The sequence below is a fragment of the Halovulum marinum genome, from assembly GCF_009697225.1.
In the GTDB taxonomy this organism is placed as follows: Bacteria; Pseudomonadota; Alphaproteobacteria; order Rhodobacterales; family Rhodobacteraceae; genus Halovulum; species Halovulum marinum.
Genome location: NZ_WIND01000002.1, coordinates 38,438 through 53,165 on the forward strand (window position 1 = coordinate 38,438; position 14,728 = coordinate 53,165).

Here is a 14,728-nt window from a genome sequence, read left to right on the forward strand (position 1 = left end):
ACATGCGCCTGACCTGCCCGCTCTGCGGCGACCGCGACAGCCGGGAGTTCAGCTATCTCGGCTCGGCGACGCTGTCGGACCGGCCCGCCGATGATGCGCCGTTCGACGCCTGGCACGAATATGTGCACCTGCGCGACAACCCCGCGGGGCCGAACGCCGAGCTTTGGCATCACGTCTCGGGCTGCTCGGCCTGGCTGCATGTCGTGCGGGATACGCGAAATCACCAGGTGCTCTCGATCCGGCTGGCGGAGGAGGGTGCATGAGGCTGGAAACCGGTGGCCTGATCGACCGCGCCGCGCCGCTGGGCTTCCGCTTCGACGGGCGGGAATACTCCGGGTTTCAGGGCGACACGCTGGCCTCGGCGCTGCTGGCCGGCGGAGTGCGGCTGATGGGCCGCAGCTTCAAGTACCACCGGCCGCGCGGCGTGCTGAGCGCCGGCTCGGACGAGCCGAACGCGCTGATGGAGGTCGGTACCGGCGCGCGCCGCCGGCCGAACACCCGCGCCACGGTGCAGGAGCTTTACGAGGGGCTGGAGGCGCGCAGCCAGAACCGCTGGCCCTCGCTGGCGTGGGATGCGGGGCAGGTGAGCGACCTGTTGGCACCGTTCCTCGGCGCCGGGTTCTACTACAAGACCTTCATGTGGCCCGCCGCCTTCTGGGAGAGGGTCTACGAGCCGCTCATCCGCCGCGCCGCCGGGCTGGGGCGGCTGTCGGGGAAGCGCGACCCGGACGCCTGCGACAAGGCCTTCGCGCATTGCGACCTGCTGGTGATCGGCGCCGGACCCGCCGGGTTGATGGCGGCGCTGATGGCGGCGGAAGCCGGGGCGCGGGTGATCCTTGCCGACGAGGATTGCCGCCCCGGCGGCCGTCTGCTGGCCGAGCGGGAGCAGGTGGACGGCGCGCCCGGACACGCATGGGCGGCGGAGCTGTGGGACGCGCTGGCGCAGATGCCCAACGTCACGCCGATGCCGCGCACCACGGTCACCGGGGCCTATGACGGCGGCACCTTCGGTGCGCTGGAGCGGGTGGCCGAGCACATGGCCCGGCCGCCCGAGGCGGCGCCGCGCCTGACCTTCTGGCGGATCGCGGCGCGGCGGGCGATCCTGGCCGCGGGTGCGCTGGAGCGTCCGGTCGCCTTCCCGCACAACGACCGGCCCGGGGTGATGCTTGCGGGTGCGGCGCGGGCCTATGCCAACCGCTGGGCCGTCGCGCCGGGCCGGCGGGTAGCAGTGTTCACCAACAATGACGACGGTTGGCGGACGGCGCGGGACCTTTCGGCGCAGGGTATCGAGGTCGCGGCACTGATCGACTCGCGCGCGGGCGTCACCCCGCCCGAGGGGCCGTGGCAGCTGATGACCGGCACGCATGTGACCGACACGCGCGGGCGGCTGGGGCTGCGTGCCGTGCAGACCCGTGACGGCGGCGGGCGGCACCGCTGGCTGGAAGTGGACACGCTGGCGGTCTCGGGCGGGTGGAACCCGGCGCTGCACCTGACTTGCCACATGAACGGGCGGCCGCGGTGGAACCCCGCGATTCACGCCTTCGTGCCCGCGTCCGATGCGGTGCCGGGGCTGGACGTGGCGGGTGCGGCGCTGGGCCAGTTCTCGACCCGCGGCGCGATGAAATCCGGGCAGTACCGCGCCCGCAAGGCGCTGGAGGCGCTGGGCTTCGAGCCGCCCTCGATCCCCGTGCCCAACGCAGAGGATACGCCGCCGCGCCTGTCGCCGCTGTGGCAGGTGCCGCGCACCAGGGGGCGCGCATGGCTGGATTTCCAGAACGACGTGACGGTTAAGGACGTGGCGCTGGCCCATGCCGAGAATTTCCGCTCGGTCGAGCACATGAAACGCTATACCACGCTGGGGATGGCGACCGATCAGGGCAAGTCGGCGAATGTCGGGGCGCTGGGCGTGATGGCGGATCTGGCGGGGCGCGAGATCGCGCAGATCGGCACCACGACCTTCCGCCCGCCGTACACGCCGATCGATATCGCCGCGCTGGGGGCGGGGGCCGACGGGCGGGGCTTCGCGCCGCACCGGCTGCCGCCCAGCCATGCCTACGGGCTCGAACGGGGCGCACCCACGGTCGAGGCGGGGCTATGGCACCGGGCCGCCTATTACCCGCGGGAGGGCGAGACGCACTGGCGCGAAAGCTGCGACCGCGAGGCGCGGATGGTGCGGCAGGCGGTGGGCGTCTGCGACGTCACCTCGCTTGGCAAGATCGACGTGCAAGGCACTGATGCGGCGGCGTTTCTGGATCGCGTCTATGCCAATACCATGTCCACGCTGAAGCCGGGGCGCGTGCGCTACGGGCTGATGTTGCGCGACGATGGCTTCGTGATGGACGACGGCACTTGCGCGCGGCTGGGGCCGGAGCATTTCGTGGTGACCACGACCACCGCCGCCGCCGGTCAGGTGATGGCGCACCTGGAGTTCTGCGCACAATGCCTGTGGCCGCAATTGGACGTGGCACTGGTCTCGGTCACCGAGGCGTGGGCGCAATGCGCCATCGCCGGACCGAAGTCGCGGGACCTGGTCGACGGGCTGCTCGACGCCCCCTTGGGCGCGTTTCCCTTCATGGCCTGCGGCGAGGTTTCGGTCCGGGGTGTCGGCGCGCGGCTGTTCCGGATCTCGTTCTCGGGCGAGCATGCCTACGAACTGGCCGTGCCCGCGCGGTACGGCGACGCGCTGTTCCGGCGGCTGGTCGACCGCGCCGAGACGCTGGGCGGCGGACCCTACGGGATGGAGGCGCTGAACGTGCTGCGGATCGAGAAGGGCCTGCTGACCCATGCCGAACTGCACGGACGCACCACGGCGGACGACCTGGGGCTGGGACGGATGGTGAAGCCGGGCAGCATCGGCCACCGGATGAGGGAACGCGCGGGCCTGTCGGGGCGCTGGCGCGAGCAGCTGGTGGGGCTTGAGGCAGTGGAGCCGGGCGCGCGGCTGAACGGCGGTGCGCGGCTGGTGGCGGCCGGCGCGGCGCAGGTCCGGCAGATGGACCAGGGATATGTGACCTCGGTCTGCTGGTCGCCGCAGCTGGACCGCTATATCGCGCTGGGCTTCCTGCGCGACGGGCGCAACCGGACCGGAGAGGTGCTGGACATCGTCGACCACATGCGCAGCGGCGCGGCGCAGGCGCAGGTCGTGCCGCTGCCGTTCTTCGATCCGGAAGGAGGCCGCCTGCGTGCCTGAGCTTGACGCGACCCCGCCGGTCGGATTCGCGCCGTGCCGCTACGGACAGGCTGCGCTTGCGCCGATGCCGTGGGTTCGGATCACGTCCGCGGTTCCGCTGGCGAGCGCCGGCCACGACCTTCCGCCGCCGGGGATGAGTGCGATCCTGGGCGGGGCGCGGGTGCTGTGGATGGGCCGTGCGCTGTGGTTCGTGCTGGGCGCGGCGCCCGACCTGCCGGGCATGGCGCTCAGCGATCAGTCCGACGGCTGGGCCGGGTTCCGGCTGACCGGGGCGGGGACACGGGCGGTGCTGGCGCGGCTGTGCCCGCTGGACCTGCACCCTGCGGTCTTCCCCGAAGGCGCCACCGCGCGCAGTGAACTGGCGCACATGGCCGCCTCGATCACCGCCGAGGCGGACGGCTACCTGATCCTGGTGATGCGCTCGTTCGCCGGCACGGCGCTGGACGAGCTTGAGACCGCGATGCGATCGGTCGCGGCGCAGGATGCGATCGGAGGCTGAAGAGGATTTATGGTACCGACTCCCCGGATTGAGCGGGGGACCTCTAGAGCTTGAAGAATTGAGCGACCGGGCCCGACCTGCTGTTAGGCCGAAGAAGTGAACTTCTGACGACGGGCATACCTAGGGGCTTCCTGTCTGATATTGTGGTGATGACGGCAGCTGTAGGGCGCGAACGCGAATTCTTCCCGACCGAGCTTCAGTACTTCGCATTTTGCGTGTGTCCGTCCGAATATATATTAAATTTATTCTAAACTATTTAGACAATCTGAGTATTCATCCGCGAAAATGAGTACATTTTCCATGTATTCCTTGTAGTACATTTCACACTTTACAGATTGGCCGTTTACGAATGAATTCATTTGGTCCTGCAAGCTGATCCCTACCTGCGGTTTATAATTTACCAAATCGACAATTGACCTCGTCATCTTCACGATAATATTCCCGCGGTATTGGCTGATATGATGGAGCGCAGTATGTCGGAATATTCCCTTCAATTCAAAGTGCAAGTTGTTTGCCACGATCCTGAGTACATTTAGGCAGGGCGCGCCTACACGATGCCTACACAAGCCGAGTGGGCCCCGCCGTGACGTCGTTAACCGCATAACGCTCTGAGTTTTTGGGTTTTTTTGGTACCGACTGCTGGAATCGAACCAGCGACCTCTAGATCCACAATCTAGCGCTCTAACCAACTGAGCTAAGTCGGCACCGTGGCGCGCGTGGTACCTCCAGCCGGGGCGGATTGCAAGACCCTCCGCCTTGCATTTGCGCGCGCCCGGGCTTAGGTCAGCCGCCGTTGCAAGCGAAGGGGCGGCGCCATGGGCATCAACACCGAATCCGATACCGAGGCCGGTCTGCAGATCGGCCCGACCGACCATGGAATGGTGCGGCTCTACGTCTTCGGCGATGCCGTGGACCTGCCGCTGGATTTCGACCCGGACGAGGCCGACGAGATCGCCGAGGAACTGCGCATCGCCGCGGCCCAGGCGCGCAAGGTCAAGACCCGCAGGAAGTGAGGCGCGGCACGCGCGCTCAGAACGCGGCGTCCTCGAGCCGGCGCAGGCGTTCGGCGGCGGTGCGCGCCAGCTTCAGCGTCACTGCCTTGCGCCGGGCCGGGGCGAGCCGCGACTCGGGCCCTTCGCGCAGGATCTCGGCGTCCCAGGCGTCGGCCAGGATCAGCCCGGTGCCGTCCGGCAGCAACTCCTGCGGGAAGTCGGCGTCGACCGCCCAGAAGAAGCGGTCGCACCACGGCAGATAGCCGTCCCACTTGTGATCGGCCATGAAGTCGGCGCGGCAGGACTTGCATTCGACCACCCAGATCTCCCCGCTGCGGCCTATGGCGGCGATATCGACGCGCAGGCCGCGCGTCGGCACGAACTCCGGCACGCAGGCGAAGCCGAGACTTTCGAGATGGCGGCTGACGCCGCGGGTCAGGCGCTGGCCGGGTAACAGGTCGTAGTCCATGTGCACGAATATGAACAATAGGTGAACATGTCGCAAGGCTTCGTCCGGTGATCCGGCGGAGGCGCTGGCGCGCCGCGGTTCTTTCCCCCCAGTTCCGCCTTGCGGCGCAACCGGGGCCCCGTCGGATGCCGCGCTGTCAGGCCCGGATTTCCGCCGGTGCGTCCTGCGGCAGGCCTGCCGCGCGGGCGATCGGCGCGGCGGGCTCCAGCACCCCCAGATGCGACAGCCGGTCGGCGTAGCGCGCGGCCTGTGCGGCCAGCGAATAGTCGCTTTCGATCACCAGCCGACCGGCCGCGGCCTGGCGGCGGGCTGCGGCGGGATCGCCCGCGACGCGGCGCAGGGCGGCGGTCAGCGCGTCGGGCTCGACCTCGGCCCAGCGCGCGCCCGGACAAGGCCAGATCGCCTGGCTGCGGGGCACCGGGACCAGCCGCGCCGCGACCGGCTCGGCGGTCAGCGGGGTGCAGAAGTCGCGGCTGCCCGAATGATCCGTCGCCACCACCGGGACCCCCAGCGCCAGCGCCCAGGCCGGCAGGTAGCCAAAGCCCTCGGCCCGGTGCGGCGAGACCAGCGCGTCGGCCGAGGCGATCAGGCCGAGAAGTTCGGGGAAGGGCAGCATCCGCCGGTCGATGCGGATCCGCGGATCGACCGCCGCGGCCCGCGCGATCGCCGCCATCTGCCCCTCGGGATCGCCCCAGTGCGCCGGCGGCGCGGGGGTGGTCTTGACCACCAGTTCCACGTCGGTGCGCCCGGCGAACGCGGCCTGGAAGGCGCGGACGCCGGCCAGCGGGTTCTTGCGCGCGACCGAGGAGCGGGCGTCGAAGCAGATCAGGAACCGCGACACGCCCGCCGGCGGCCCGGCGACCGGCGCCGGCGGCGGCAGCGCGATCCCCTTGCGCACCACCGTCACCGGCCGGTCGAAACATCGCTGGTAGACCCGCTTCAGGAACACCGTCGGCACCCAGATCTCGTCCAGCATCTGCAGCGCGAGCCGGTGCGTGGCGGGAAGCCGGTCCAGCTCCCACAGCAGAAAGCCGATCTGCGGCCCGTCGCCCGCCCGCGCGCCGCGGGCCAGCATCTGCTGCGGGATCCGGTCGGCGTTGAGATGGTAGAGCGTGGCGCTGCGGACCAGCCGCCGCCCGCACCCGTCCGGCGGGGCGGGCAGCGCCGCGACCGCGGCGGCGCCGGCGTCCACCGGTTCGAGCCGGGGGCTGATGCCCGCCTCGCGCAGGGCCGCGGCGCTCATCCAGAAATTCTGCGCCAGCCCGGTGGCGTTGCCGGCGATGCCGACCAGGTGCAGCGCCGGCGGCCGCGGCGCGCGCCGGGCTGGTGCGGTGCCTGTGTCGGTGCCTGCGCCTGTGTCGGTGCCTGTGTCCGGATCCGGGCGCACCGTGGCGAGCGTCGCGGCCAGGAACGGGCAGGCCCATGGCGCGGACAGGCTGTCGTGGCGCTCGGCGGGCAGGCGCAGGGCCAGCATCAGCAGCCAGTCGCCGCGGCTGAGCGTGAGTCCCGGGCCCAGCGGCCGGTCGAGCGCCGCGAGCGTTTCGGCGTCGTCCGGCGCCGTGCGCCCGGCCAGTGCGCGCAGCAGCACCCCCTCGGGGCCGGGCAGGTCCATCTCGGGGGGCGGCGGGCCGGGCAGGAACCGCCGCCAGTGCCGCCGGCGCTTGCCGGCGTGGCGCAGGTGCACCGCGATGCGCGGGGTCGGCGCGTAGTCGGGGTCGGGCCCCAGCGCAATTCGCAGCGCCCGCGGCAATGCGGGGCCGGGGCGCAGCCTGCCGTGGCGGGCGGCGGCCTCCACCGTGCGCGCGGACAGTCGCCGGGCGGCGCGCGCCAGCTCGAGGATATCGTGCCGCGCGTGTTCGGGCAGGGCCCGGCCCGCCGGACCGGCAAGCGCCCGGGCCACGTGCTGCTCGGTCAGACGCAGCTCGGCACCGGCGGTGGCCAGCAGGTTGAAGCAGGTCGCCTCGGCGCGGTCGGGGGCAAGCGTCGGCGCGGGCAGCCCCAGGCAACGCGACAGGATCGCCGCCGCCGGTGTCGCGAGGTCGGCGAGAACGACGCCGCGCCCCAGGAGCAGGCGCAGCACCAGGCGATGCGCCGCGGGCGGGCGGCGCTCGGAGATCGCGACCACCCGGCGCGCCGCCCGGACCTGTCGGCGGAGCGCGAGCAGCCGGACCAGCCAGCCGCGCAGGCGCCGCGATTCGGGCGGTCGGCGCAGGACCTTGAGATAGATGATGCCGTCGGCGCCGGCATCGGGTGGCTGCGCGCCGATCACCGCGTGCCCGAACGCGCCGGGCTGCGGCACCAGCGCGGTGACCGCCGCGCCGGCCTCGGCTGCGCCGGCGACGCAGGCGGCGGCGTGGCACGGAACCGCCCCGCCGGTCAGCGCGAAGCTGCCCAGCACCCACAGTCGCGCGGAGGCCATGCTGCCCGGTTCCATGCCGGCATGCTGCGGCCGGCATGGTTAACGGAACGTTAACAGAGCGTCGCCGGCGCGGCTGGGCCGGCGATGGCTCGCGGCTGGCGGTGCGTATCTTCGTGCCGGAGAATTTGCATCCGGCCCCTTCTCAAGCGCCCATCGCCGCCCTATGTTTCGCGGTGGCGGGTGCTGCTCTTCTCGTGCAAGGCCTTCATCCTAGTGGCCTTAAATATTCTTGAGGGAGCTGGCTCTGTGCTCGACCCTGGTCTTGCGCACCCGGTGCCCACCTGGTTCTCCAGGCTCTCAAGGATCCAGCGCCTTCACGGTCGCTGCGGGCCCGCCGCTCTCGTTACCGTCCCTCTTCCTTTCGCCGCGCCCGCGTGGCACTTCCCGAACATGACCGCAGCACCATTGCAGGACCCCAAGGGCGACGCCCGCCGGCGCGCCCGTGCCGCGCGCGCCGCAGCGCATGCCAGCGCCGACCCGGCGCCGGCGCTGGCCTTGCTGGAGCGGGAGATCGGCCGCCGGTGCCGCCCCGGCGGCTGCATTGCCGGATATGCCGCGATCCGCAGCGAACTGGACCCGCGCCCGGCGCTGGAGCGGCTGCACGAGCGGGGTTTTCGCATCTGCCTGCCGGTGGTCGAGGGCCCGGCCCGCCCGCTGCACTTCCGGCTCTGGGAGCCGGCGTCGCCGCTGGTGGCGGGGGCGTTCGGGGCGATGGTCCCGGACACCGGTTCCGCGGCCGAGCCCGATCTGCTGATCGTGCCGCTGCTGGCGTTCGACGCGCTCGGCTTCCGGCTGGGCTATGGCGGCGGCTACTACGACCGCACGCTGGAGACGCTGCGCGCGCGGCGCGCGCTGACGGCGCTGGGGCTTGCCTATTCCGGGCAGGCCGCGGCGGCGGTGCCGGTCGAGCCGACCGATCAGAAGCTGGACGCGATCGTCACCGAGACCGGGCTGGTGCTGCCGCGCTGAGCGCGGCTTGCGTTCCGCGCGCGCTGGCTCTAGGTGCAGCGCATGAGGCTGCTTTTTCTTGGCGATATCGTCGGCCGCACCGGCCGCAACGGGATTCTGGACCGGATCGCGCGGCTGCGCGCCGACTGGAAGCTGGATTTCATCGTGGTCAACGGCGAGAACGCCTCGTCCGGGACCGGGCTGACCGGCGGCAACGCGACCGAACTGCTGGAGGCCGGCGTCGACTGCCTGACGCTGGGCGACCATGCGTTCGACCAGCGCGACATGCTGGGGTTCATCGACAGCGAGCCGCGGATCATCCGGCCGATCAATTTCGCCAAGGCCGCGCCCGGCAAGGGATTTCGGCTGTTCACCGCGCCGAACGGACGCAAGGTGCTGGTGATCCAGGTTCTGGGCCAGGTGTTCATGAAGCGCCCGTTCGACGATCCGTTCTCGGCGGTGGACGCGGCGCTGAAGACCGCCCCGATGGGCGGGCTGGCGCAGGCGGTGATCGTCGAGATGCACGCCGAAGCGACCTCGGAGAAGATGGCGATGGGCCACTGGTGCGACGGCCGCGCCTCGCTGGTGGTAGGCACGCACACCCATGTGCCGACCGGCGACGCGCAGATCCTGCCGAAGGGCACCGCCTACATGACGGATGCTGGCATGTGCGGCGACTACGATTCTGTCATCGGCATGGACAAGACCGAGCCGCTGAACCGCTTCATCACCGGCATGAGCAAGGGCCGCTTCACGCCCGCCGCGGGCGAGGCGACGCTGTCGGGCGTGGTGGTCGAGACCGACGACCGCACCGGGCGGGCGGTGAACCTGGCCGCGGTGCGTGTCGGCGGCCGTCTGGCGCAGGCCGGACCGGACTTCTAGGCGCCCGGTCCCCGCTGCCCGAGGCAGCGGTTGCCCGGGCACGGCGCAGCGGGCATGAAAGGGCGGACCACGACCGGAGCGGGACCACGGAGGCGCGGATGGGAGCCTGGGGCACGGGGCTTTACGATGACGACACCGCCTGCGACGTGCGCGCGCGGTTCCGCGAGATCGCCCGGCTGCCGGTGCCGCCCGCCGAGGTCGCGGCGCGGATGGCGCGGGAATTCGGCATGGGCGAGGCGCCCCACGCCGAGGAGGAGGTCGATTTCTGGCTGGCGCTGGCCGACCGGTTCCATCGCTACGGCATCGATCACCCGCCGGTGATGGCGACGGCGCGCGGCATCATCGACAGCGGCGCCGATCTGGCGGCGAAACAGGCGCTGGACATGACGGCCGCCGATCTTGCGCGCCGCGCGGCCGCGCTGGCGGCGTTGCGTGCGGCATGGGATGCGCCGCATCCGAAACCGCGCGCCCGGCGCATGCTGAAGGGCCCCGAGCGGCTGGTGCTGACGCCGGGCGAGATCTGGGCCTATCCGACGATGGACCACGCGGCGCTGCCGTTCCACTGGCACCTGTACGATTCCAGGACCATCGGCGAGCATTTCCGCCCCGACGGCTGGGGTGCATTCGCGGTGCCGGACACCTGGCATCACGAAGGGTTCTACGCGCGCTACCTGATCGCGCTGGCGCATCTGCCCAAGGGCGGCGGACGACCGACGGCCGAGCAGATCGTCGCTGCCCCGCTGCAGGTGATCCGCGAGCAGGTCGCCGATCTCGACCCGGAGGGCGCGCTGATCTACCGGCCGCAGGATCTGCGAGCGATCTGGGGCGTTCACATGCTGAAGCCCGGCAAGGCGCTGCGGCTGTGGCAGGCCGAGCGGGTGGGACGCCGGGCGCCGGACCCGGACAGGGCGCGGACGGCGGTCACCGGACCGCTGCGGCAGGCGATTCTGCGGCCGGACGGGCTGGCCTCGATGGAGCATCTGCTGACGCTGACCTCGTTCTTCCACCAGCAGGCGCTGTGCCCGGAACCCGCCAGCGTCGGACGTCCGGACCCCGATCTGCGGATGTCCGACCTGCTGCCCGGCTGAGCCGGCGCATTGCGCTTGAGCGCCGGGGCCTTCTCGGCCAAGCTGCGCCACCGTACGCACCCCAACAGGAACGACCGCGGCAAGTGACCGACCTGATCCCAGCGGGCCTTGAGGCCCAGTTCACCCTCGGCGTGCTGCTGGCGATGTTCGTGCTGTTCGTCCGCGAGACCTATCCGACCGAGGTCGTGGCGCTGTTCGGCGCGACGGTGATGCTGGTGACCGGGGTGCTGGACACCGACCGGCTGCTGGCGGTGTTCTCGAACCCCGCGCCGTGGACCATCGGCGCGATGTTCGTGATCTCGGGGGCGCTGGTGCGCACCGGCGCGCTGACCGCGCTGACCAACTCGATCGGGGCGCATGCCGAGACGCGGCCGCGCGCGGTGCTGTGGGGGTTCGGGGTGGCGACGCTGTTCGCCTCGGCGTTCATGAACAACACGCCGGTGGTGGTGATGCTGATCCCGGTGGCGGTGTCGCTGGCGCAGACCATGAAGCTGGCGCCGTCCAAGCTGCTGATCCCGCTCAGCTACTGCGCGATCCTGGGCGGGATCTGCACGCTGATCGGCACCTCGACCAACCTGCTGGTGGACGGTGTGGCGCGCGCCAACGGGCTGGCGCCGTTCACCCTGTTCGAGATCACCCCGCTGGGAGTGATCCTGGCGGCGTGGGGCCTGTTCTACCTGCGGGTGGCGGGGCCCAGGCTGCTGCCGGTGCGCGACAGCATGGCGGACCTGCTGACCGACCGGAAGTCGATGAAATACTTCACCGAGATCGCGATTCCCGAGGGCTCGCCGCTGGTCGGCGAGACGGTGTTCAACGTGCCGCTGTTCCAGCGCACCGGCACGCGGGTGATCGACGTGCTCCGGGCCGACGAGTCGCTGCGGCGGCGGTTTCCGGACGTGACGCTGGAAAAGGGCGACCGGGTGATCCTGCGCACCGCGGTGGGCGAGCTGCTGGGGCTGAAGGAGCGCGGCGACGTGCACATGGTCGACGAGCTGGGCTCGAAGTCGACCAAGACCGTCGAGGCGCTGATCTCGCCGGGCTGCGCGCTGATCGGGCGCACGCTGGGCGAGCTGCGCCTGCGCCGCCGCTACGGCGTCTACCCGCTGGCGGTGCACCGGCGGAACCAGAACATCGGCCGGCAGCTGGACGACGTGACCGTGCGCGTCGGCGACACGCTGCTGCTGGAGGGCGCGCCCGACGACATCCGGCGGCTGGCGCTGGACCAGGGGCTGGTGGACATCTCGCAGCCGACCGCGCGCTCGTACCGGCGCAGCCACATGCCGCTGGTGCTGATGGTGCTGGCGGGGATCGTGGTGCTGGCGGCGCTGGACGTGGCGCCGATCTTCGCGCTGGCGATCACCGGCGTCGCGCTGGTGCTGGCCGCGCGCTGCATCGACGCCGACGAGGCGTTCGGCTTCATCGAGGGACGGCTGCTGATCCTGATCTTCTCGATGCTGGCGGTGGGGCAGGCGCTGGACGCATCGGGGGCGGTGCGGCTGATCGCCGATACCCTGGCGCCGGCGCTGATGCAGCTGCCCGGCCCGCTGCTGATCTGGGGCATCTTCCTGATGACCTCGGTGCTGACCGAGATGATGTCGAACAACGCGGTGGCAGTGGTGGTCACGCCGGTCGCCATCGGGCTGGCCGACGCGCTGGGGGTGGATCCGCGGCCGCTGGTCGTCGCGGTGATGGTCGCGGCCTCGGCCAGTTTCGCGACCCCGATCGGCTATCAGACCAACACCCTGGTCTACGGGCCCGGCGGCTACCGGTTCTCGGACTTCCTGAAGATCGGCGCGCCGCTGAACCTGAGCCTGGGGCTGGTGTCGAGCCTGGCGATCCCGCTGCTGTGGCCGCTGAACTGATCCGGCAGGTCTGATCCGGCAGGTCTGATCCGGCAGGTCTGATCCGGCAGGTCTGATCCGGCGGAGGCGCTGACGCGCCAGGTCCCTTCTCCCCGGTTCCGCCTTGCGGCACAACCGGGGCCCGTGGCGCGTAGATGTGGCCGGCGGCGTCAGCGGCCACGGGTCAGAGCGAGAATTCCTCGAGCTTGACCTCGATTTGCGGCGGTGTCTCGGCCCAGGCGTCGTTCCAGGGCACCTCGGTGACGACGCAGGTTGCCGGCGTGCCTTCGGCCACGCTGCCGGTGCGGGTGAAATAGGCCAGGCCGGGGGCGATCTCGGTCTCGCCCGAGGCCAGCCTCGTGTTGTTCAGGATCTGCGGCTCGAGCGTCGTCACCGCCGCCGAGCCCTCGGAGGCGATCGCGCCGCACAGTTCGGTCCGCCCGCCGTTGTCCCGCAGCGCATAGGCGATTCGGGTGGTCGCTTCGCTGTCCGCCCAGGCGATCGTCGAGACCTGGAATCCGGGGCCGACCGGCAGGGTCGGCGCCTGCGGCTGCGCGGTCTCGCAGGCGGCCAGCGCGCCGGCGCTCAGGACCAGCGCGGCGAGGGAGGTTCTGTGCATGGATGGCCTCGTCTTTCAGCGTGGATCGGGTTGGCTCGTGCTGCGGATGCGGGGCGGCGCCGGGCCGCCCGCGCCAACTCAAGCCGATGGCGCGAAGGTTGTAAACAGATTGTCAAAATGCTCCTGTATTCAGCGGCAATCATCAATCGAACGGAGTACCCGATGACCCTGCGCGCATTCCTTCTGGCCGGTGCCGGCGTCACGGTCAGCGCCTTCCCGGCGATGGCGGAGTTCAAGCTGACGATTCTGCACACGAACGATTTCCATTCGCGGTTCGAACCGATCAGCAAGTACGACAGCGGCTGCTCGGCCGAGGACAACGCCGCGGGCGAGTGTTTCGGCGGCTCGGCGCGGCTGGTCACCGCGGTCGAGGAGGCCAAGGGCCGCGCCGAGAACTGGCTGCTGGTGGACGGCGGCGACCAGTTCCAGGGCACGCTGTTCTACACCTACTACAAGGGCAAGGCCGCGGCCGAGATGATGAACAAGATGGGCTACGACGCGATGACCGTGGGCAACCACGAGTTCGACGACGGCCCCGAGGTGCTGCGCGGCTTCATGGATGCCGTGGACTTCCCGGTGCTGATGTCGAACGCCGACGTCTCGGGCGAGCCGCTGCTGGCGGACGTGCTGACGAAGTCGACCGTGATCGAGAAGGGCGGCGAGCAGATCGGCCTGATCGGGCTGACGCCGGTGAACACGCCCGAGCTGGCCAGCCCCGGGCGGAACATCGTCTTCACCGACCCGTCGGACGCTGTCGCCGGAGAAGTCGCCAGGCTGCAGGAGCAGGGGGTCGACAAGATCGTCGTGCTCAGCCATTCGGGCTACGGCGTCGACCAGACCGTGGCGGCGAACGTGCCCGAGGTGGACGTGATCGTCGGCGGGCACACCAACACCTACCTGTCGAACACCGCCGACAACGCCGAGGGGCCGTACCCGACCATGGTCGGCAACACCGCCATCGTCTCGGCCTATGCCTACGGCAAGTTCCTGGGCGAGCTGAACCTGACCTTCGACGACGACGGCAACATCACCGAGGCGACCGGCGAGCCGCTGATCATGGATGGCGCGGTCGCCGAGGACGAGGCGACCGTCGCCCGCATCGCCGAGCTGGCGCAACCGCTGGACGAAATCCGCAACAAGGTCGTCGCCGAAAGCGCCGCACCGATCGAGGGCGACCGCGCGGTCTGCCGCGCCGAGGAATGCGAGATGGGCAACCTGGTTGCCGATGCGATGCTGGCGCGGGTCAAGGACCAGGGCATCCAGATCGCGATCGCCAACTCGGGTGGCCTGCGCGCCTCGATCGACGCCGGCGCGGTGACGATGGGCGAGGTGCTGACGGTGCTGCCGTTCCAGAACACGCTGTCGACCTTCGAGGTCAGTGGCGCCACGCTGCTGGAGGCGCTGGAGAACGGCGTCAGCCAAGTCGAGGACGGCGCCGGGCGATTCCCGCAGGTCGCGGGCATGAAGTTCACCTGGGATCCCGCGGCCGCGCCCGGCAGCCGCATAGTCGACGCGCTGGTCGAGGTCGGCGGCAGCTTCGAGCCGGTCGACCCGGAGCAGACCTACGGCGTGGTGTCGAACAACTTCGTGCGCGGCGGCGGCGACGGCTACGCCATGTTTACCGATGCGCAGAACGTCTACGATTTCGGCCCGGATCTTGCGGATGTCACTGCCGAATACCTGGCGGCAAATGCGCCCTACACGCCGATCATCACCGGGCGGATCGCCAGGGCCGAATGACCGTGCCAACGCGGGTCCCGGACTGCCGGGATCCGCATCCG

12 protein-coding genes and 1 tRNA gene are annotated in these 14,728 nt (G+C 70.6%); 9 read left to right on the forward strand and 4 right to left on the reverse strand.

Features of this window, described 5'->3' with window-relative positions; genetic code table 11:
- Window positions 1-2 precede the first annotated feature (2 nt).
- From GE300_RS03315 to GE300_RS03325, 3 genes are read left to right on the forward strand one after another with little or no spacing between them, the layout of a single operon-like run.
- Window positions 3-263: a sarcosine oxidase subunit delta gene (locus GE300_RS03315; RefSeq protein WP_154444902.1), complete on the forward strand. Its 261-nt coding sequence runs from the start codon at window positions 3-5 to the stop codon at window positions 261-263.
- The gene (locus GE300_RS03320; protein ID WP_154444904.1) at window positions 260-3,190 is read left to right on the forward strand and encodes a sarcosine oxidase subunit alpha family protein; all 2,931 of its coding nucleotides are present in this window, start codon (window positions 260-262) and stop codon (window positions 3,188-3,190) included. Before GE300_RS03315 ends, GE300_RS03320 begins: the two co-directional genes overlap by 4 nt.
- On the forward strand, window positions 3,183-3,689 hold the full coding sequence (locus GE300_RS03325) for a sarcosine oxidase subunit gamma (RefSeq protein WP_154444906.1): 507 nt from the start codon (window positions 3,183-3,185) through the stop codon (window positions 3,687-3,689). Before GE300_RS03320 ends, GE300_RS03325 begins: the two co-directional genes overlap by 8 nt.
- Before the next feature lie 627 nt (window positions 3,690-4,316).
- Here the strand turns inward: GE300_RS03325 and GE300_RS03330 are convergent.
- Window positions 4,317-4,393: transfer RNA gene (locus GE300_RS03330), tRNA-His, on the reverse strand.
- 111 nt (window positions 4,394-4,504) lie between these two features.
- Between GE300_RS03330 and GE300_RS03335 the strand changes: the two genes are divergently transcribed.
- Window positions 4,505-4,702 carry a DUF6324 family protein gene (locus GE300_RS03335; RefSeq protein ID WP_154444908.1) on the forward strand — a complete coding sequence of 66 codons (198 nt, stop codon included), beginning with the start codon at window positions 4,505-4,507 and terminating at the stop codon, window positions 4,700-4,702.
- A 16-nt stretch (window positions 4,703-4,718) separates the two neighbouring features.
- Here the strand turns inward: GE300_RS03335 and GE300_RS03340 are convergent, their stop codons facing one another.
- Window positions 4,719-5,150: an MmcB family DNA repair protein gene (locus GE300_RS03340; RefSeq protein WP_154445556.1), complete on the reverse strand. Its 432-nt coding sequence runs from the start codon at window positions 5,148-5,150 to the stop codon at window positions 4,719-4,721.
- 136 nt (window positions 5,151-5,286) lie between these two features.
- Entirely contained in the window at window positions 5,287-7,569 is a 2,283-nt protein-coding gene (locus GE300_RS03345) for a glycosyltransferase (protein WP_154444910.1), read from the reverse strand.
- Window positions 7,570-7,959: 390 nt separating this feature from the next.
- Between GE300_RS03345 and GE300_RS03350 the strand changes: the two genes are divergently transcribed.
- The 4 genes from GE300_RS03350 to GE300_RS03365 all read left to right on the forward strand — a co-directional run bounded on the left by GE300_RS03350 (window position 7,960) and on the right by GE300_RS03365 (window position 12,349).
- Window positions 7,960-8,538 carry a 5-formyltetrahydrofolate cyclo-ligase gene (locus GE300_RS03350; protein WP_154444912.1) on the forward strand — a complete coding sequence of 193 codons (579 nt, stop codon included), beginning with the start codon at window positions 7,960-7,962 and terminating at the stop codon, window positions 8,536-8,538.
- A gap of 42 nt (window positions 8,539-8,580) precedes the next feature.
- Window positions 8,581-9,399: a TIGR00282 family metallophosphoesterase gene (locus GE300_RS03355; protein ID WP_154444914.1), complete on the forward strand. Its 819-nt coding sequence runs from the start codon at window positions 8,581-8,583 to the stop codon at window positions 9,397-9,399.
- 98 nt (window positions 9,400-9,497) lie between these two features.
- Window positions 9,498-10,487 (forward strand): hypothetical protein, encoded by a 990-nt coding sequence (locus GE300_RS03360; protein ID WP_154444916.1) that lies wholly within the window; start codon window positions 9,498-9,500, stop codon window positions 10,485-10,487.
- Window positions 10,488-10,630: 143 nt separating this feature from the next.
- On the forward strand, window positions 10,631-12,349 hold the full coding sequence (locus tag GE300_RS03365) for an SLC13 family permease (protein WP_154445557.1): 1,719 nt from the start codon (window positions 10,631-10,633) through the stop codon (window positions 12,347-12,349).
- A gap of 163 nt (window positions 12,350-12,512) precedes the next feature.
- Here GE300_RS03365 and GE300_RS03370 read toward each other — a convergent pair whose 3' ends face one another.
- Entirely contained in the window at window positions 12,513-12,947 is a 435-nt protein-coding gene (locus GE300_RS03370; protein ID WP_154444918.1) for a hypothetical protein, read from the reverse strand.
- A 162-nt stretch (window positions 12,948-13,109) separates the two neighbouring features.
- On the opposite strand from GE300_RS03370, the gene GE300_RS03375 reads away from it, so the two are divergent.
- Window positions 13,110-14,687: a bifunctional metallophosphatase/5'-nucleotidase gene (locus GE300_RS03375; RefSeq protein ID WP_154444920.1), complete on the forward strand. Its 1,578-nt coding sequence runs from the start codon at window positions 13,110-13,112 to the stop codon at window positions 14,685-14,687.
- Window positions 14,688-14,728 lie beyond the last annotated feature (41 nt).